Annotated in this window: 15 protein-coding genes; 6 read left to right on the top strand and 9 right to left on the bottom strand. The window is 73.8% G+C overall.

Translation table 11 applies throughout. The features are described 5' to 3' along the window. The 3 genes from P1P75_RS29240 to P1P75_RS29230 form a co-directional block, all read right to left on the bottom strand. A partial coding sequence (locus P1P75_RS29240; RefSeq protein WP_319260929.1) for an amino acid adenylation domain-containing protein occupies nt 1-2,825 on the bottom strand: 2,825 nt, incomplete at its 3' end. Continuing rightward, nucleotides 2,822-3,118: a phosphopantetheine-binding protein gene (locus tag P1P75_RS29235; RefSeq protein ID WP_319260926.1), complete on the bottom strand. Its 297-nt coding sequence runs from the start codon at nt 3,116-3,118 to the stop codon at nt 2,822-2,824. The genes P1P75_RS29240 and P1P75_RS29235, both read right to left, overlap by 4 nt. After that, nucleotides 3,115-4,167: a 2-dehydropantoate 2-reductase N-terminal domain-containing protein gene (locus P1P75_RS29230; RefSeq protein WP_319260923.1), complete on the bottom strand. Its 1,053-nt coding sequence runs from the start codon at nt 4,165-4,167 to the stop codon at nt 3,115-3,117. The genes P1P75_RS29235 and P1P75_RS29230 overlap by 4 nt, the downstream gene beginning before the upstream one ends. 667 nt (nt 4,168-4,834) lie before the next feature. On the opposite strand from P1P75_RS29230, the gene P1P75_RS29225 reads away from it, so the two are divergent. The 6 genes from P1P75_RS29225 (at nt 4,835) to P1P75_RS29200 (ending at nt 9,852) form a co-directional block, all read left to right on the top strand. Next, the gene (locus tag P1P75_RS29225) at nt 4,835-5,242 is read left to right on the top strand and encodes an acyl carrier protein (protein ID WP_319260920.1); all 408 of its coding nucleotides are present in this window, start codon (nt 4,835-4,837) and stop codon (nt 5,240-5,242) included. 150 nt (nt 5,243-5,392) lie between these two features. After that, a complete protein-coding gene (locus P1P75_RS29220) occupies nt 5,393-6,466 on the top strand; it encodes an SAM-dependent methyltransferase (RefSeq protein WP_319260918.1) in 1,074 nt (357 codons plus the stop codon). Continuing rightward, nucleotides 6,466-6,852, top strand: coding sequence for a hypothetical protein (locus tag P1P75_RS29215; protein WP_086771552.1), 387 nt, complete (start codon nt 6,466-6,468; stop codon nt 6,850-6,852). Before P1P75_RS29220 ends, P1P75_RS29215 begins: the two co-directional genes overlap by 1 nt. Further along, nucleotides 6,849-7,910 (top strand): histidinol-phosphate transaminase, encoded by a 1,062-nt coding sequence (locus P1P75_RS29210; protein WP_319260916.1) that lies wholly within the window; start codon nt 6,849-6,851, stop codon nt 7,908-7,910. Before P1P75_RS29215 ends, P1P75_RS29210 begins: the two co-directional genes overlap by 4 nt. A 59-nt stretch (nt 7,911-7,969) precedes the next feature. Then, nucleotides 7,970-9,013: a methyltransferase gene (locus P1P75_RS29205; RefSeq protein ID WP_319260913.1), complete on the top strand. Its 1,044-nt coding sequence runs from the start codon at nt 7,970-7,972 to the stop codon at nt 9,011-9,013. Beyond that, complete coding sequence (locus tag P1P75_RS29200) at nt 9,010-9,852, top strand: hypothetical protein (protein WP_319260910.1); 843 nt, start codon at nt 9,010-9,012, stop codon at nt 9,850-9,852. Before P1P75_RS29205 ends, P1P75_RS29200 begins: the two co-directional genes overlap by 4 nt. A 34-nt stretch (nt 9,853-9,886) precedes the next feature. Here the strand turns inward: P1P75_RS29200 and P1P75_RS29195 are convergent, their stop codons facing one another. The 6 genes from P1P75_RS29195 to P1P75_RS29170 form a co-directional block, all read right to left on the bottom strand. Further along, nucleotides 9,887-10,606 (bottom strand): alpha/beta fold hydrolase, encoded by a 720-nt coding sequence (locus P1P75_RS29195; RefSeq protein WP_319260907.1) that lies wholly within the window; start codon nt 10,604-10,606, stop codon nt 9,887-9,889. Then, nucleotides 10,603-12,003 carry a class I adenylate-forming enzyme family protein gene (locus P1P75_RS29190; RefSeq protein WP_319260905.1) on the bottom strand — a complete coding sequence of 467 codons (1,401 nt, stop codon included), beginning with the start codon at nt 12,001-12,003 and terminating at the stop codon, nt 10,603-10,605. The genes P1P75_RS29195 and P1P75_RS29190 overlap by 4 nt, the downstream gene beginning before the upstream one ends. After that, nucleotides 12,000-12,548 carry a hypothetical protein gene (locus tag P1P75_RS29185; protein WP_319260903.1) on the bottom strand — a complete coding sequence of 183 codons (549 nt, stop codon included), beginning with the start codon at nt 12,546-12,548 and terminating at the stop codon, nt 12,000-12,002. The genes P1P75_RS29190 and P1P75_RS29185 overlap by 4 nt, the downstream gene beginning before the upstream one ends. Next, nucleotides 12,545-13,699, bottom strand: coding sequence for a beta-ketoacyl-[acyl-carrier-protein] synthase family protein (locus P1P75_RS29180; protein WP_319260901.1), 1,155 nt, complete (start codon nt 13,697-13,699; stop codon nt 12,545-12,547). The genes P1P75_RS29185 and P1P75_RS29180 overlap by 4 nt, the downstream gene beginning before the upstream one ends. A 189-nt stretch (nt 13,700-13,888) precedes the next feature. Beyond that, the gene (locus P1P75_RS29175) at nt 13,889-14,929 is read right to left on the bottom strand and encodes a rod shape-determining protein (protein WP_266456359.1); all 1,041 of its coding nucleotides are present in this window, start codon (nt 14,927-14,929) and stop codon (nt 13,889-13,891) included. Between the two features lie 156 nt (nt 14,930-15,085). After that, nucleotides 15,086-18,064, bottom strand: a complete 2,979-nt coding sequence (locus P1P75_RS29170) for an SAV_2336 N-terminal domain-related protein (protein ID WP_319260899.1) — start codon at nt 18,062-18,064, stop codon at nt 15,086-15,088. Between the last annotated feature and the right edge of the window lie 200 nt (nt 18,065-18,264).

Below are 18,264 nucleotides of genomic sequence, written 5' to 3'. Positions count from 1 at the left end.
GGGGCGGGCGGTGGTGCCCCGTGCCCGGCGTCGGGCAGGCGGCGCCGGTCGATCTTGCCCGTCGGGGTGAGCGGGAGCGCGTCGACGAGCACCAGGTGACTGGGGACGGCGAAGGCGGGCAGCCGCAGTTTGGCGTGCCGGGTGAGGTCGCCGGCGTCCGTGCCGGGCGCGGCCACCGCGTAGGCGACGATCTCCTTCTCGCCGCGCCCGTTGACGCGGGTGGTGACGAAGACCGACTCGACGGCCGGGTGGGCGTCCAGGACCGCCTCCACCTCGCCGAGTTCGACGCGCTGACTGCGGATCTTCACCTGGTTGTCGTCGCGGCCGATGAACTCCAGCAGGCCCTCGGGCGTCCACCGCACCCGGTCCCCGGTGCGGTACAGGCGGGTCGTGCCGTCGGTGACGAACCGGTCGGCGGTCAGGCCGGGCACGCCGAGGTAGCCGTCGGCCAGACCGGCCCCGCCCAGCAGGAGTTCGCCGGGCACCCCGCGCGGGACCGGGCGGGTGCCGCCCTCCTGCACGACCCGTACCTCGGTGCCGGGGACAGGCCGGCCGATGGGGACGGTCCGGGCGTTCGGCGCGAGCCCGGTGATCGGGAACCAGGTCGAGGTGAAGGAGTTCTCGGTGGGGCCGTAGCTGTGCAGCAGGACACCCGGACGGCTCCAGCGCAGCGCCCGGCGCATGTGCCGTACGGAGATCAGCTCGCCGCCGAAGTAGACGCGCCGCAGCGACTGGAGCGTGTCGGGGGCGTCCTCGATGATCCGGTTGAGCAGCGGTGTGGTCACCAGCAGCGTGGTGATCCCGCGCGCCCGGACGACCGTGCGCAGTTCTCGGGGACTGAGCACCAGGTGTTTGTCGAGGACGACGAGTTCCGCGCCGTGGGCGAGGGCGCCCCAGATCTCGTAGCTGGCACCGTCGAAGTTGAGCGGGCACAGCTGCGCGACGACGTCGCTCTCGTCCAGTGGGATGAAGTCGGGCCGGTCCAGGAGCCGGGCCAGTCCGCGGTGCGGCAGGACGACGCCTTTGGGCCGGCCTGTGGTGCCGGAGGTGTAGAGCACGCAGAGCGTCGCGGCGTCGTCGTGCGCGGTCTCGGGCGCGGTCAGACCGCGGGCCCGCGCCAGTGCCTCGTCGACCCGGACGGCGGTGTCCCGCGGCACCTCGACGCTGTGCCCGCAGGCGGGGTCGACGACGAGGACCGCCGGGCGGGCGTCGTCCACGATCAGCTGGAGCTGGGCCTGCGGGTAGGCGGGGTCGAGCGGGAGGTAGGCGGCCCCGGCCAGGGCGGCGGCCAGCCAGAACACCGGGGTGTCGACGCCGGGGGACAGCAGCAGGGCCACGGTGTCGCCGCGCCCGACGCCCCGCCCGTGCAGCCAGCCGGCCACCTCGCCCGCCCGGCCGGCGAGTTCGCCGTAGGTGAGGGTGTGCTCGCCGTGCCGTACGGCGACGGCGTCCGGCCGGGCGGCGGCGTGCCGCAGGACCAGCTCGGGGATGCGGGGGGCCGACGCGGGGACGGGCGCGCCGTGCGCGGCCACCTCGGACAGGCCGGGGTCGCAGACGGCCAGCAGCTCGGCGCAGGTGAGGTCGGGGTCGGCCACCGCGCGGGCCAGCAGCTCGCGCAGTTCCTCGGCGAACAGTTCGGCGCTCGCGCGGCGGTAGCGGGCGGTGTCGTAGTAGACGCACAGCCGGGTCCCGGCCGAGCCCTCCAGCACGTTGAGCGAGAACTCGTACTTCGTCGTCTCGTCCGGGTGGTCGAAGCGGCGGACGGTGACTCCGCCGGCCTGCCACTCGTCCTCGTAGGCGGGCGTGTACATGAACACGGTCCGCTCCGTGCCGGGACCGTCGGCCCGCTCGCTGCGGATCTCGCGCAGGCGCCGCACCGGCAGGTGCGCGTGCTCCATCGCGTCGAGCATCCGCTCGCGCAGCCGGGCCGCCACCTCGCGGAAGCGTTCCCCGGGTTCCGGGCGGTCGCGCATGGGCAGGGCACGGCTGAACAGGTCGACGCGCTCGGCGTCGGCGTCCCGGCGGCCGGCGAAGACCATGCCGAAGGTGCCCTCGGACTCACCGGCCCAGGCGTGCAGCAGCACGGACCAGGCGGCGAGCAGCACCACGGCGGGGGAGCCGCGTTCGGCCGCCGCCAGGGCCTGGACGCCGGCGTGCACCTCGTCCGGCAGCGGGACCTCCACCTGGCCGGAGGGGCCGGGGAAGCCGTCCTCGGGCACCAGGTCGTGCGGGGGCGCGAGGGAGGCGGGGGCGTCGCGCAGCACGCAGGACCAGTACGCCTCGGCCTCGGCGTCGGAAGCCGCCCGGCCTGCCGGGTCGGTGCCGGGTGCCTCGCGCGGGAGGAGTTCCGGCCCGCCCGCCGTCCGCGAGCGGTACGCCGTCACCAGGTCCTCGGCGAGGATCCGGCTGGACCAGCCGTCGGAGACGATGTGATGCATGGTGACGGCGAGCAGGGCGCCGCCGTCCCCGGTCAGCAGGGTGGCCCGCAGCAGCGGGGCGGTGGCCAGGTCGAAGGGGGCGCGGCCGGCGACGACCGCGCGGGCGAGGGCCTCGGCGCGTTCGTAGCGGCCGGGGAGCCGCTCGGTGACGAACGCCGGGGCCGGGTCGGGCTCGGTGGTGCGCCACAGTTCGCCTCCCTCGGTGAGGAAGGCGCCGCGCAGCGCCGGGTGGGCGCGCAGGACGTCGCCGAGCGCGGCCCGCAGCGCCGGCACGTCGACGGTGGGGGCGAACTCCAGGTCGACGGTGACGTTGTAGCGGTCGGAATCGGGTTCGCGCTGGCAGGCGAGCCAGACGTCCAGCTGTTCGGAGGAGGCCGGTGCCCTCACTTGGGGACCGCCACGTGCTCGTCGGCCGACTCCGTGCGCAGCGTGCGTACCAGGCCGGCCACCGTGCGCACCGAGCGGAAGTGGAGCGGGGTGAACTCGGCGTCCGTGATCTTCACGCCGAATCGCTGCTCGCACTGGGCGCGCAGTTCCACGAAGCCGAGGGAGTCCAGGCCGAGGACGTCCAGGAGGCCGTCGTCGTCCCCGATCTGCTCGGCGGGCACGTCGAGGAACAGGTCCTCGACGAGGATCTCCTTCAGGGTCGCTTCCAGGGTGTCGCCCGAACCGACTGTCATGACGTTTCTCCCTTGCGGTAGGTGGCTCCGTGCGGCGCGGGTACCTGCGCCCGCAGCTCCCGTTCCCTAACCAGGCGCGCCAGTTCGGCGATCGCCGGCACGGGCGTGTGCCGGTCGCGGGCGCGGCGCAGCACCGGTTCGGTGAGTGCGGCGAGTTCGGTCGGCCGGATGCCGGCGGCGACGTCCCGGTGCAGGGAGGTGTCGGTCCGGCCGGGCAGGGTGTCGAGGGTGTGCAGCAGGTCCCGTTCGTCGACGGCGACGCCGTCGGCCGCCGCGACGGCGCACGCCTGCCGTGCGGTGTCCCGCAGCAGGGACAGCAGCGCGGGCCGCCGGCGTACGACACCGAGGGGGCCGTCGGCCGCGGTGGTGGCCAGGGCCAGGGGCAGCAGCAGTGCCAGCTTGTGCCACAGCACGCTCGCCGGGTCCCGCTCCAGTACGCAGCCGATGCCCGCGTCGGTGAGGTCCTCGGCCAGGGCGGTGAGCCGGGGGTCGAGGCGTGCGTCCCGGAAGGGGGCGTAAGGAGCGGCGGGTCCGTCCGCGGGGCCGGTGTCCGGATGCCGACCGCCGCCCGTGGTATCTGCCGTGGAGTCGGTCCCGGCGGGTCCGTCCTCGTCCGCCGCCAGGCTGACCTCGGCGAACAGGGAGTTCCAGGTGACCCTCCCGGGTGCGGTGCGCTCCGCCTCGATGCGGATCGCGCCGACCAGTTGGCGAGGCCCGAAGCGGTCCCGCAGCAGCCGGGGGTGGTCGAGACCGTTGAGCAGGGGAACGACCGAGTGCGGGGCCGGCCGTGGGCCGACGCGGTCCAGCGCGGCGCGCAGGGCCGGTGCCTTCACGGTCACCCACAGGACGTCGACCGGCTCGTCGAGCCGGTCCACCCCGCGCGCCGCGACACGGTGGTCGCCCCGCAGCGCGCTGTGGACGTCGATCACTCCGCAGTAGCGGGCTCGCGAGGACTCCCGCATGACCAGCGTCACGTCGTGGCCCCCGCGGGCCAGTGCCGCCCCGAGGGCGAGTCCGACTCCGCCGGCGCCCAGAATCGCATGCCTCAACACGCTTCCTTGATGCATCTCGTGACGAATTCCGGCGTCCCGCACGCCCAGCCGTGAATGCGGGCAAGGCAGCGGAGAACCGAAGAAGGAAAGGAAAGGAAAGGCCGAAACGGCCCGAAGGAATCAGGCGGCCACTGGTCGGGCGGTCGCCGATCGAGGTGTCGTCGAAGTGCGGAAATGCCTCGGCCGGTGGGTGGAGCCGGCCGGACGATCGTTATGTGTTCCCCCGTGCAGCGTAGATCATTCCCTCTGTAGTGCCTGGATCTCTCTTCGCTGAACGCAGCCGCTGAAATGCTGCGTTCACATACGACTCATCGACCGTAGGGGGGCCGACTTTCGGCCGTCAACCAGCTTTTCGGACAGGCGGTTGGCCGGTACACGTGGTTGCGCCGATTGATTGAAGCGCAAAGTAAAAGCGTTGGCCCAAGATTCCGGGAGGGGCTGGACCTGGCCGACAATCGCCCCTTGACCAGGCCGATGCCCGCTGCCTACGCTCCGATAGCGGCAATCTGGCCGCCATGGTGAACATTCACCTCAGAGGCCGACCGGTTGGCCACCGGTCGTGCGCCCCTTCCTTACGGGAACCAGACAACAGAGAAACGACATACGACCATGCCCATGCGCGGGGTCGCTGAACCGGGCTGCGCCGCAGCCGCGGTGAACAAGCGTGATCCGCGACGACACGGGGGAATCCCTTTTGAATGACGACGGTGTGAAGACACGTCCTGGCGACGGTATGAGAACAGGGCTCGAAGACGGTTCGGGGACACATCCGGAACCGCATTCCGGGCAGTATTCGGAACAGTTTTCCGAACCGCCCGTGACGCCATCCGTCCGGGCCATGACGGACCAGGTCAGAGCCGCGTGGATCGAGGTTCTCGGTCATGACGACTTCGACGACGACACCCCTTTCATCGAAGCGGGCGGCCATTCCCTGAAGGCCACTCAGGTGCTTGTCCGGCTGCGCCGGAAGCTCGGTGTCCGACTGCCCAACCGGCTGTTCTTCGATCACCCCACCGTGCGCGAACTGGCGGCAGCGGTGGAACGTGCCGCCGCCACCTCCCCCCTCGCGTGATCGGTCGGCACCGACCGCACACCGGCACCGACCACGCGGGCGCCGACCGCACACCGGTATCGACCGGGCCGGCACCGGCTCACGTCGGCACCCGCTCCGCGTCGGCACCTGCTCACGTCGGTATCGCCTGAGACAAGGAAGGCCCTTCCTGTGACTGCTCCCGTTTCCCGCGACGGTCTCCACACGTGGGACGAAAGCGTTCTACCTCCCGCCGACTGGTGCGGAGACGCGAAGACCCCGCTCGACGCCGACACCGCCTTCAACGGATTCATCTCCACCAACGTCGTCTTCGCCCTGGAACAACTGGGACTGTTCGCCTGGTTCGACGGAACCGGCCGGCTCGACGTGGCCGAGTACTCCCGGCTGCGCCAGCTGGACGAGGTCGTGTTCCGCCGGCTGCTGTCCGCGGCAGAGGCCTTCGGGTACCTCACCGTGACCGGCGACCGGGTGACGCCCACCCCCGCCTGGAGCGAACTGCGCCGCAAGATCGGCTTCTTCACCTGGGGCGTGGGCGGATACCACGACGTCTTCGCCAACGCCGCGGCCATCACCCGCGGAGAACGCGTCTTCGGCCAGGACGTCCTGCGCAACGAGGCCATGGTGGCGCTCGGCTCCGCCCAGGCCGACCTGGCGCTGATGCGGCACCTCCTCGACGAGCAGATCGCCGCGCTCGACTTCTCCGTCCTCGCCGACCTCGGCAGCGGCATCAGCGAGCGCGTCTGCCGGCTCGTCAAGTCCCGTCCCGGCACCCGCGGCATCGGCCTGGACATCAGCGCCTCGGCCACCGAGCTGGCCGCCGGCACCGTCGAGCGCCACGAGCTGACCGACCGCGTCCGGCCGATCTGCGCCGACGTCCTCGACGTCCTCTTCCGGGGCCGCCGCATCGAGGGCGCCGACCAGGTGGACGTCGCGATGAGCTTCATGTTCCTGCACGACCTGCTCGTCGACCCCGGCACCCGCATGGACGTCATCCCGGCGCTGCGCAAGGCGTTCCCGCAGGCGCACACCTTCCTGCTCGCCGACACCACCGTCCGCCCGCGTGGCGAGGGGGAGGAACTCCCGGTCTTCTCCAGCGGCTTCGAGCTGGCCCATGCCCTGATGGGCGTGCCCATCTACACGCGCGAGGAGTACGAGAACCTCTTCCACGAGGGCGGGCTGCACCTGCGCCGCACGATTCCCTTCGGCGCTCCCCACACCTACCTGTTCGTCCTGGAGGCCCAGTGATGAGCGAGCGATGTCCGGCCGACCCCGAGATCATCGAGGGCCTGCCCATCCCCCTCGCCGTGGCCGGGCACCACCAGCCCGCGCCCTTCTACCTCACCGCCGACATGTTCGGTGGCCTGCCCGTGCAGCTCGCGGGCGGCGAACTCAGCGCCCTGGTGGGCAAACCCGTCGCCGCGCCGCACACCCACCCGGTCGACGAGCTGTACCTGCTGGTGTCCCCGAACAAGGGAGGCGCCCGCATCGAGGTCCTGCTCGACGGCCGACGGCACGAACTGGTCTCGCCCGCCGTGATGCGGATCCCGGCCGGGGGCGAGCACTGCTTCCTCACGCTGGAGGCCGAGGTCGGCAGTTACTGCTTCGGCGTCCTGCTGGGGGACAGCCTGTGAGCCGGGCCCCCGCCCCCGCAAGGACGTACAACGCGAGCGTCCCCGGCGCCGACGACCTGATCCGGCTGCATCTCAGCGAGAGCCCGCACGGAGCCAGCGAGGCCGCCCTGCGGGCGGCCGAGCGCGAACTGGGCCGGGTGAACGTCTACCCGGACCCCGAGCGCCACGAACTGGTCCACGCCCTGGCCGAGCACTGGAACGTCACCCCGGACCACATCGCCGTCGCCAACGGCAGCGACGAACTCGTCCTGGCCACCGCCCTCGCCCTGGGTGATCCCACCCGTCCCGGCCTCGTCACCGCCGGTACGTTCCCCGGTTACCGGGCCTGCCTGGAACTGACCCGGCGAGGCTGCACCGCCGTGGCCCTGGACGGCACGGCCGTCGACACCGACGCGTTCGCCGCGCGCCTGGCCGGACACGGGATCGGCTACCTGTGCAACCCGCACAACCCCAGCGGCGCCGCCCTCACCCGCGAGGAGCTGACCGCGCTGGTCGACGCCAGCGCACGCGGCGGGGTCCCGCTGGTGTGCGACGAGGCCTACATGGAGTTCGCCGGCCCGGACACCCCGCAGGTCCGCGACCTGCTGGACGGCGGCGCGCCGGTCGTCGCGCTGCGCACCTTCTCCAAGGCCTACGGGCTGGCCGCGCTGCGCGTCGGCTACGCCGTCGGCCCGCCCGCACTCATCGCCGAGCTGCGGCGGGCCCTGCGCGCCCTGCCGTTCAGCGTGAACCGCCTCGCGCAGGCGGCGGCGGTCAGCACGCTCGGCGACCGCGACTTCCTCACGGGAGTGCGCCGGTCCACCGACGAGCGGCGGCGCTGGTTCACCGGGGAACTGGACCGGCGGGGCCGCGGCCACCTGCCCTCGGTCACCAACTTCGTCGCGGTCGAGGCCCGCGACTGCGCCCTCGCGCAGGATCGCCTCGCCGCCGATTTCGGCATTCTCGTTCGCAATGCCGGACTGTTCGGATTCCCCGGATACCTGCGCACGTCGCTCGGCATCCAGGAAAATCTCGTGCGGTTCCTCGACGCCCTCGAAAAGATCGAGGAAAACCCCTGAATGCGTACCGGGAAAACCGGCGGACATTCCCCGAACGTGAAGGACAAGGAGCTACACCAGTGTTCCGTCAAGACCCGTTGAACACGATCCTCGCCCTGGGCTCCGGGTTCACCCCCACCGCCGTGCGGGTGACCGCGACGCTCGGCCTGCCCGACCTGGTCGAACAGGGGCACCGGACCGTGTCCGCCCTGGCCGCCGAGACCGGCACCGACGAGCAGTCCCTGGGCCGCGTCCTGCACTACGTCAGCCTCCTCGGCCTGTTCACGGAGACCGAGGAGCCGGGCGCCCCCGGCAAGGCGTACGAACTGACCGACGTGGGCCGGGTGCTGCTCAGCGACCATCCGGGCAACCTGCGCCGCTGGCTCGACTACGACGACCCCAGCCGGCCCATGGAGGCCCGCTTCGAACCGGCCGTCGGGCGGCTCCTGGACGCCGTGCGCACCGGCCTGCCGGTGTACGAGCAGGCACACGGGAGGCCCTTCTGGGAGGACCTGGAGGCCCACCCGGACATCGAGAGGTCCTTCAACGCGGGCATCGCCCGCATCGCCAACCGGCTCGTCCCGGAACTGGCCCGCCTCTACGACTGGGCGTCGGCCGGGCACGTCGTCGACGTCGGCGGCGGCAACGGCTCCCTGCTGCTGAAACTGCTCACCGAGTACCCGGCGCTGCGCGGCACGCTGCTGGAGCTGGAGAGCGTCGTCACGGAGGCCAAGGGCACCCTCGCCCCGGTCGCCGAGCGCTGCGACCTGGTCGCGGGCAGCTTCTTCGACCCCATGCCGGCCGGCGGCGACGTCTACCTGATCGCCAACACGCTGCACAACTGGAGCGACCGGGACGCCGGCCGCATCCTCGGCCGGTGCGCCGAAGCCCTCGCCCCCGGCGGCCGGGTCGTGGTCGTCGAACGGCTCCTGGACAGCGGCAAGGACCCCGTGATGGCGAGCTACGCCGACCTGCTGATGCTGGTCCTGCTCGGCGGCCGCGAGCGCAGCCTGGACGACCTGCGTGACCTCGGCGGCGGCGTCGGCCTCGCCCTCACCGGCACGAAGAAGTTCGAGCTGCCCGGCCACTGGCTGGTCGAGTTCACCAGGGAGGCGAACCGGTGAAGCGGTCCCTGAACCCGGACGAACCCAACGCGCTGCTGTCGTACGAATTCGACCGGGGCAGCAACTACGAGAGCGTCCTGCACCTCACCGACGCCCTCGGCGCGCTGGTTCCGGAGAGCGAGACCAACCACCCCGACCAGCGGTTCTTCCAGGTCACCCACCTCATCACCGAGTACGCCTGGGTACAGGTCCACTACGAGCTGCGCCGGGCCGCGGCCCACCTGGACAAGGACCGGTTTCCGCAGGCGGTGCGGCTGTTCGACCGGGCCACGGGGCTCAGCGAGGTGACCGTCCAGGCGGTGCGGCTGCTCACCGACCACTTGCCGCAGCACAGCCTGCTGACCATGCGCAACGCCCTTCCGGAGGACGCCACCGGCCTGGACTCGCCGGGCTACCGCAACCTGCGCCGGGTGGCTCGCCCGGTGTGGAAGGCCTACGAACAGGCCGTGGAGCGGGCCGGCCTGTCCCTCCAGGACGTCATCGCCCAGCAGGACGACGGATACGACGGCCCGCGCTCGGCCGACTCACAGGCCCTGGCCCTCGTCCGGGAGGCGATGCTGCGGCTGGACGGCAGCGTCCTCGGCTGGAAACAGCACCACCTGATCATGGTGTGGTCGCAGCTGGGCGGCCAGCCGGGCCTGCGCAGGGAGGACGACGGGCAGGAACTCCCGCAGAGCCTGGGCGGCCGGTCCCTGGCCACCCTGGAAGCGCGTTCGCAGCTCGCGCTCTTCCCCGAGCTGTGGCGGGCCGCGGACGAGGCGTACTGGCTGCTGGGCACCCGGCACGACACCGACGCCCCGGTGCGTGGCGGCGGGAGCGGGTGCCCCGTCCAGCACTGATCCGGCCGTGGTGCGAGCGGGCCGCCGACTTTCGTCAGCGGTCCGCTCGCTGCCGTGCCAGCTCCAGCAGCCGGGCGGCGACCTCCTCGAAGCGCTCGTGCGGGAAGAAGTGCCCGCCGTCGAAGCCCTCGCCGAGGTGGGTGCCCGCCGTGTAGTGCCGCCAGCCGGCCATCACCTCGGGCGGGGTGTCCGGGTCGCCGGTGCCGTACCAGGTGACGAGGTCGCCCGGCAGCGGGCGCGGGTCCGGGTCGGGGCGGTGGCCGGCCAGCAGTGCCAGGTCGCCGCGGATCACCGGGACGAACTGGTGCCGCATCGGTGACCGGCGTACCTCCTGGGGGATGCGGCCGTGCGCGGCGAGGGCGTCGAGCAGGGCGTCGTCGTCCGCGGCCAGCAGGGGGGCGTAGGGGGAGTGGCCGAGCAGGTGCGGGGGCCGGGCCGCGGCGACGACGACGAACTCGGGTCCGGGCCTGCCCAGCGCGTGCAGCGCCAGGGCCGTCTCGTAGGCCAGGATGCCGCCCATGCTGTGCCCGAGCAGCGCGTAGCGGCCCGACGGGTCGACGCGGTGCGCGAGGTCGACGGCCGCCTCCCGCAGCGTCGCCGCCCGCGGCTCGCGCGAGCGCAGGCCCTTGCCGGCGATCTCCAGCGGCTGCGCCCGCAGGCCGGCCGGCAGCTCGCGCCGCCAGCGCACGAAACTGCGCGCTGAGCCGCCCGCGTGCGGCACGCAGTACAGGGTGAGCGGGTCCGGCGCGCTCACTTGTGGTGCTCGCCGGCGCGCAGCGGCTGGATCCGTACCGTCATCGGCAGCTCGTTGCGGGTCAGCAGGGACCGCAGCCGCCGCCGCACCTCCGCCTCCGAGGGCGGTACGGCGTCGTCGACGTAGACGTCGAGTTCGAGGACGGCGGAGTCGTCCTCGCCCGTGGTGATGCCGATCTTGGCGCGGACCACGCCGGGCAGCGACTCGGCGGCCCGGCGCACGGTCGCCGTCGACACCTTCTCGCCGCGCACCACCGCGAAGTCCGACGAGCGGCCGTGGATGTACACGTACCCGTCGTCGTCGACGTGCCCCATGTCGCCGGTGGCCAGCAGACCGGGCTCGATCAGGTCGCCCCGTTTGGACGGCGCGGCCTCGCCGACGCGGCGGCGGTAGACGGTGTCGGAGCGCACGAGCAGTTCCCGTGCCCCAGTGTCGGTGGGCCGGGTGAGCACCTCGACGCCGTCCAGCGGCAGTCCCACCGAGCCGTGCCGGTGCGGCGGCTCCCGGTGCGCGGCGAGCGTGGACACCCGCGGACCGGCCTCGGTCAGCCCGTAGGTGACGTACAGGCCCAGCTCGGGGTTGAGCTTCAGCAGCCGGGACACGTACGACGGGTCCAGGGCCTGCCCGCCGACGGTGAGCGTGCGCAGCGGGGCGGGGAGTTCGCCGCCGGCGGTGACGACGGCCTTCACCAGGCTCGGGGTCAGCGAGGACAGGGTGACGCCCCGGCCGGCGACCGTGCCCAGATAGTCGGCCACCGAGAACGGCGGCCCCGCCAGGACCAGGCGCGAGCCGTGCACCAGACCGCCCAGGACCTGCGCGACCAGCGCGAAGGAGTAATAGACGGGCAGGCTGACCAGGGTGGTGTCCTCGGCGCGCTGGCCGAGGGAGCGGCCGTGCCGGCGGGCGTTGCGCAGCAGCGCGTCCAGGGCGTGCAGACAGCCGGTGGCCATGCCGGAGGTGCCGGAACTCATCAGGATCACATGGCCGGGTCCGTGGTGCCGGTACGGCCACTCGGTGAAGACGCCCAGCTCGGCACCGCCGGCCCGGGTGACGCCGGTGACACCCTCGGCCCGGATCGCCGCCCGGACCAGCGCGCAGGCGCCCAGTTCGCGGGCCACCTCCCGGACCCGGCTGACCGGAGTGGAGGGGGAGAGCAGCACGGGCGTGTGCCCGGCCAGCGACACGGCGAAGAAGAAGCGCAGGGCGCGGATGCCGTTGGGCAGGGCGATCACGACGACCGCGCCCGGCGGGGCGGGCAGCGCCGCGAGCCGGTCCACCAGGGCGGGCAGCTCGCACGGTTCGGGGTCCTGGGGGGCGGAGGCCTCCTCGATCCGGTCGAGGAAGTCGCTGACCAGGATGGGGTCCAGGTACTGGTCCGTCATGTTCTGCGCGGTCATGTTGTCCGGGGCCTCCGCGTGGGCGTCGGCCCACTGACGACCAGGCAGTGCGCCTGGTGCTTGCCTTCGTCGGTCGTGCCGTGCGTGACGACCAGGACATGTGCGGCGCCGGGCGGGTCGCCGAGCAGCCAGTCGCCGCACAGGGCCCTGGCCAGCGGCACGGCCGGCGCGAGGGGCATGGGCAGCATCGACGCCGGGCCGTGGAAGCCGAACACCGAGCAGACGACGCCGACGACGGAGCCCGGTCCGGCGCCGGCGAACCGCATGGGGGAGATCCGGCCGTGCGGGACGGCGTCGGCGAGCGCGCGCAGCGTGCGGACCGTGGCCCGCTCGCCCACCGCGACGACCCCCACCTCCTCGGGGTTCTCGGGCGCGGCGTCCCCGCAGGCCTTGAGCGCGACGGCCACGGCCTCGGTCATCAGCCAGGCCACGGGGTCGGCGTACACGCCGGAGACGCGGCGCGGGGCCGTGCCCGGGTCGTCGGTCTCGACGGTCGCGGAGCCGGTGACACGGGCGCCGGCGGGGCACCACTCGGCCTCGTTCACGCGGCTTCTCCTTCGGCGCGAGCCAGCAGCAGGCAGGTGTTGAAGCCGCCGAAGCCGAGGGTGACGCTGATGCCCAGCGAGCCGGTGATGTCCCGGGGGCCGTCCGCCACCAGGGGCAGCGGCAGCTCCGGCATGACGGTGCGGGTGGTGGGCACCGGGGGCACGGCGCGGTGGCGCAACGCGAGAAGCAGGGCGATGGCCTCCACGGCGCCGGTGGCGCCCAGGGTGTGGCCGAAGGCGGGCTTGGTGGCGAAGACGACGGCGTCGGACCCGGGGCCGAAGACGGTGCGGTAACAGGCCGCCTCCGCCGTGTCGTTGGCGCGCGTGCCCGTGCCGTGGGCGTTGATCACCGCGATGTCCCGGGCCTTCGCCCCGCCCCTGGCCAGGGCGCGCCGGACGGCCAGGACCGCGCCGGCCCCGCTCTCGTCGGGTGCGGTGGGGCCGGTGCCGTCGTTGGAGGCGCCCCAGCCGCGCACCTCGCCCAGGATCCGGGCACCGCGTGCCGTGGCCGCGGCACGGGACTCCAGCAGCAGGAAGCCGGCGCCCTCCCCGAAGACGGTGCCGTCGCGGTCGGTGCCGAAGGGACGGACGGTGCCGGAGGCCGACAGGGTGCCGAGCGCCCGGTGGCCCAGGAGCTTGCCCTCGGTCAGCAGGTCGATGCCGCCGCACAGACAGCGGTCCGCCTCGCCGCCGCTGATCAGGGCGGCGCCGGCCAGGACGGCGTCGGCGCCCGAGGAACAGGCGGTGCTCACCGAGGCCGACCGCGCCACGCCCAGGCGTTGGGCGACGGTGGCGGTCAGGGCGTGCGGGGAGATGTCCGCGGCGTCGTCCAGGTGCGGGCCCAGGCTGCTGCCGAGGACGAGGGTGCCGATTTCGGAGGCCGGGCAGCCGGCGTCGCGCAGGGCGGCGGCGGCGGTGGCCACCGCGAGCAGGACGTGGCGCTCGGAGGGGGGACCGGCCGGTCCTCCGTCCGGCAGGAAGGCCGCGGCCGGGGCGGACGGCCCGCCGTCGCCCGGTAAGGACCGGACGCCGCTCCCCCCGTTCAGCAGCTGTTTCCACACCGCGTCGACGTCGTCGCCCAGCGCGGTGGTCCAGCCCGTTCCTGTGATGCAGACGGACCGATCGCGGTCGGCTATGAGGAAATCCCCCAATTGATCCCCCAAGTGCTCCGAAAAATGCTCTGAGCGAAACTCTGTACGCCCCTGATTCGCCAACCGAAATTTTATTTGCAGAATGCAATCGCATTTTAACGAATGAGTTCAGGGGTGGCAAGGGAGTACCGGTCCGGGCTCGGAGCGCACGCGGGCGCTCCGCGGCGGGAGCAGGGGGGGGACCGGCCGTCAGGTGGTGGCGATCGGTTCGAGCGTCAGCGGCGCGATCCTGCCCTCCAGCATCGCGCCCAGGCCCTGGGCGGCGCAGATGTCGGGCCGTTCGGCGATGTGCACCGGCATGCCGGTGGCCTCGCGGAGCATCTGGTCGAAGCCGGGCAGCAGGGCGGAGCCGCCGACCATCATGATCCCGCGGTCGGCGAGATCGGCGACCAGGTCGGGCGGGCAGTCCCGCAGCACCCGCCCGATGCCGTCCAGGACGGCCGTCAGCGGGGTCTCGATGGCGTCCCGCACGGCCGCGGTGTCGACCTGGACGGAGCGGGCCAGGCCGGTGGCGACGTCCCGGCCGTGGATCTCCGTGGAGGCCGGGCCCTGCGGGGTGAGGCCGTTGCCGGACAGGGCCAGTTGCAGGGGCCGTACGGACTGGCTCGGGAGCATCAACTCGTGTTCGTGGCGCAGGTGCTGGACGATCGCGTGGTCCACGGCCTCGCCGCCGACCGGGATGCGTTCGGCGGTCACGATGGAGCCGAGGGAGAGGACGGCGACCTGGGTGGCGGCCGCCCCGCACACCATGATCATGGTGGCCTCGGGCCGCTCCACGGGCAGCCCGCAGCCGACGGCGGCGGCGATCAGGGTGTCGACGAGCTCGACGCGCCGGGCGCCGAGCCCCACGAGTGTCTCGATGGCCGCGCGCTGGGCCAGCGGGTCGGCGTCGTGCGGGGTGCAGGCGGCGGCCCGCAGAAACGGCTTTCGACGCAACTGTCGGCGGATCTTGTCGCCGATCAGGTGCCGCAGCATGCGCTGGGCCATCTCGATGTCGACGACCGTGCCACCGGAGACCGGGCGGACGACGCGGATGTAGTGCGGGGTGCGCCCCGTCATCCTCTCGGCGAACTCGCCCACGGCGATCAGTGCCCCGGTGCGGGTGTTCACGGCGGCGACGGAAGGCTGGTCGACGACGAGGCCGGCCCCCTTGACGTACACCCGCGTCCGCGCCGCGCCGAGGTCGACGGCGAAGTGGCAGCGGCGCAGCTGCTCCAGACTGGCGGTCATGGCAGGTCCTCCCGAGAGCGCAGACCGTGGCGGCCGCCGGGCGGCGGCCTCCCTCGCATCGTGCGGGGGCGTGCGGACGGGCGCCCGCTGGAGGGGGCCGGGTGGGGCGCCGCCGAATGGGGTCCGCCCGGTGCCGGGGCGCCCGCCGGCGGACCCCTACAGGGCGCGCGCCGCCTCCAGCACCTCCGTCAGCGACCGAACGGTCACCGCGCACCCCGCCGCCCGCAGGTCCTGCTCCACGGTCGGATTGCGCGCGAGGCCGACGAACCGCAGGCCCGCCTGCTGAGCGGCGGTCAGCTCCGCCACCGTCGACCCGATCAGCACACCGGCGTCCGCCCCGACCCCCAGGGATCGCAGCGCCCGCCGCAGACACCCGGGGTCGGGCATCAGCGGCGCCGGATGCGGGCCGCGCCCGTGGACCCCGTCCAACAGCAGCCGGTAGGGCTCCACATAGCGGCGTACGGCCTCCTCGCACACGTCGGTCACCACCGCCACCCGCCGTCCCGACTCCTGCAACGCGCGCACCAGGGCGACGCAGTTGTGGGTGGTCGGCGCGTGCGGGACGGCCGCCAGTTCCAGTTCGTCCAGACGGGCCCGGAGCAGCGGCCCCAACTCGTCGCGGGCGTAGACGCGCAGCACGTCCAGCGGATGCGTGAGCACCTCCCGCGCCGGGACCTCCGACGCCTCCCGGGTGACCCGCGTGTGCTCCGCGTCCCGTGGGCCGCGCCGAGCGGCGGCCACCGCCAGCAGATCCCGTGCGGCCTCGCGTGCCGCCGACGCCGTGAACAGCCGGGTCACCGGACCGTCGAAGCCGAGCAGCACGGCGTCGGCGCCGGCGAGGAGACCGGTCGGCGAGGCCGCCGTCGCCGGGGCGGCCGACGGCGGCGCGGGCGGCGGCGCCCACTCCGGCGCGAGCCGCACCGCGCAGCGCACCGCGAGACCCGGCACCGGCCACCTGCCCAACTGCGTGTCCAGCGCGCGCTGCGCCCCGGCCGCGCGACGCGGCGAGTGATGGCGGGTGATCCGTGGCGCGGTCTCCAGCAGATGGGCGAGGAGCCGGTCCGCGACCCGCGCGGTCCCCGCCCGTACGAAGGCCACCGGGTCCTCCACCCACCAGGTCAGCATGGCGGTCCCGACGAACTCGCCCTTGCCCGAACTGGGCAGCGAGACCGGCAGGCCGGCGTGCTGCGGGGTGAGGTCCACCTCGTAGTACGTCATCGGCCGCGCCGGCCGTCCGGCGTGTGGTCCGGCATGCGGTCCCGCCGGGTCGAGGAGGGTGAGCGGGCCCGCGGACCACAGGTGCACGACGGCGGACCGGCCCGGCACGGGTATGCCCGGCCGCTCGGAGCCCGTGGCGATGAACGGCCCGCGCACCAGGTCCGGCTCCTCCTCGGCGCGCGGCGCGGGCAGCGGGCAGTACCAGGCGAGCGGCGGGGCGTCGGGGGCGGCGCCGTACAGCGGGCGGAAACGGTGCGGCCCGGCCGCGGCGGAACTGTCGGCGAAGGCCTCGTAGAGGGCGGGCGGGACGACCACCAGCACGGGGGCGGACGCCTGCGGGGGAACGGCCTCCTGGCCGCCCGGGAAGCCGCCCGGGGAGTCGTTCTGGAAGCCGTCCGGGAAACCGTTCTCGAAACCGTCCTGGAACGTCACCCGCAGCCGCGGGGCCGCCTCCGCGCGGTCGGTCAGGGGGCCGGGAAGCCAGCGCAGGGCCGCCGCCAGGACCGGCAGCAGGAAGACGCCAGGGTCGACGCGGACGCGGTAGCCGTCGGGCCGGACCAGCACCTCGTACTGCTGCGGCGTCAGACCGCCGCGGGAGAGGACCTGGTGGACGGCGTACTCGAGGCTGATCCGCGCCTCGGGCCGGGTGCCGAGGTCGGTGTCGGTCTCGAAGCGGAGGGTGGGCCACGCCGTGCTGTCCTGGCCGGCACTCCGTCCCTGCTCGGCCTGCTTGCTCTGCTCGTTCTGCTCGGCCTCTTGTACGGCGTTCCGGCCGCCCGCGCCCAGCCGCCGTACCGTGTCCTCGCTGACCGTGGCGAACGCCGTCCCCGCGCTCCCGGTGCCGGTCCGCGCGCGGAACTCGCCCGCGACGAGGCCGGCTCGTGCGTCGATGAGGCGGCCCATCCGTTCCAGCAGGTCACGGGTGCGGCCGCGGGCGGTGCGCGGGAGGGTGCGCTGGAGCAGCTCGCCGACTCCGGGGCGGAAGGCGTACGAGCCCGGCGGACCCGGGACCGCGGTGAGCATGCCGCTCAGGATCACCTCGGCGAGATGCTGCGGGCGCGGGTCGCGCTCCACCGCGCGCTGCACCAGGCGCATCACCGGAACGGAAGGGTCGGCCAGCGCCAGATGTCCCGCGAGGCGGAAGGCCTCGGGGGAGGCGGTGGCCCGGAACCGCAGCACCAGGTCCTGGGCGGGCAGGCTCCCCGGATCGGCGGCCCGGTCCTGCTCGGGCGGCGCCGGGGACAGCCAGGCCGCCGCGCCCGGGGTGTGCGCGCCGCCGGGGCCGGCCACCAGCGCGGCCCAGTGGGCGAGCCAGGCGGCGCCCGGTTCCAGGACCGGCACGGGGAACGCGGCGGGGTGCGGCCGGGCCGCGTCGGGATCGTAGGGGGCGAAGGTGAGGGCGGCGGGCGGGGCCGCTGCGCCGGGCGAGGCCAGGACGCCCGGCTCGGCCGGGAACGCCGTCGTCGGCCACAGATGCTCCGGCAGCGGCTGTACGACGGCCAGCGGCATCCGGGACGCCCAGTGCCGCAGGGTGGCGTACCAGCGGGCGCCCGCTGGGCCGGGGCGCCATTGCGGGCCCATGCAGTCGCTGACGACCAGGGTGAGGGTGCGCCCGTCGGCCGGGTCGGGAACGTGCTCTGCCCGGCCGTCGGGACCGGCGGGGTGGAGCGTGACCGTGCGGAAGATGCCCGACTGGGCCAGCACGGTGTGCAGCTCGCGCACGAGGGGACGCCAGACCGGCATGGTCGGGCCGGTGTCGTGCACGAGGGCGAGCCGCAGCCAGCGTTCGCGCGCCGGGCGCAGCACCGGCAGCCAGACGTCCGGGTGCGCGCCGAACCGGGCGATGCGGTCGGCCGTCGCCCGCTCGTCCAGGAGCCGGGCGCGGGCCGCCGGCACCGTGCGCTTCAGCGGGCGCAAGGCGCGCTGACTCCCGCGGTGCCGGCGGCCCCCCGACCGCTGCCGGCCGCTCGGCCGCGGGCCCACCCCCGCCCCCAGCATGCCGCGCTGCCGTCCCCCCTGCCGCTTATACACCGCTCACCCCGCGAACGAAGCCCGAGGTTTGACCTCGGTGTCCAGACGGGCCCGACAAAAACGATAAGGGATCCCCTAGGGCTCTT

The organism is Streptomyces sp. ID05-39B, assembly GCF_033794725.1.
Lineage (GTDB): Bacteria > Actinomycetota > Actinomycetes > Streptomycetales > Streptomycetaceae > Streptomyces > Streptomyces bobili.
The sequence above is the reverse complement of the archived record's forward strand: the minus strand, read 5'-3'. Positions and strand labels throughout refer to the sequence as shown.